The sequence below is a fragment of the Pseudomonas hunanensis genome (assembly GCF_013393325.1).
Lineage (GTDB): Bacteria > Pseudomonadota > Gammaproteobacteria > Pseudomonadales > Pseudomonadaceae > Aquipseudomonas > Aquipseudomonas putida_P.
In genome coordinates, this window is record NZ_QJRC01000053.1 from 1 (window position 1) to 318 (window position 318).

The window sequence follows — 318 nt, forward strand, 5'->3', positions numbered from 1 at the left end:
CGGATAACGTCTATGTCGGTGCTAACCAGCCAGTGGTCAACGCCATCGATGCGGTCAGCGGTGCAGATGCGTGGAAGTTCGAAAACCTGAACCTGGACAAGACTCCGGTCAGCACCCAGGTCACTGACGAGCCAGGTACTCCGGGCAATGAAGGCGACCTGGTCAAAGTCACCATCACGGCTGACCAAACTTCGGTCGCCGAGAACGTGAAGCCGACCTTCACCGTGCACGTCAATCAGCCGCTGGATCACGACCTGGTCGTGACCCTGAGCAACAATGCCCAGGTCACCATCAAGGCGGGCGAGACCAGCGCACCAT

The 318-nt window shown here is 59.1% G+C and carries 1 protein-coding gene; it reads left to right on the plus strand.

Annotated features, from left to right (window positions below; genetic code table 11):
• The coding region (locus DM807_RS00745; RefSeq protein WP_179026949.1) for an immunoglobulin-like domain-containing protein at positions 1 to 318 on the plus strand (318 nt) is incomplete at both ends.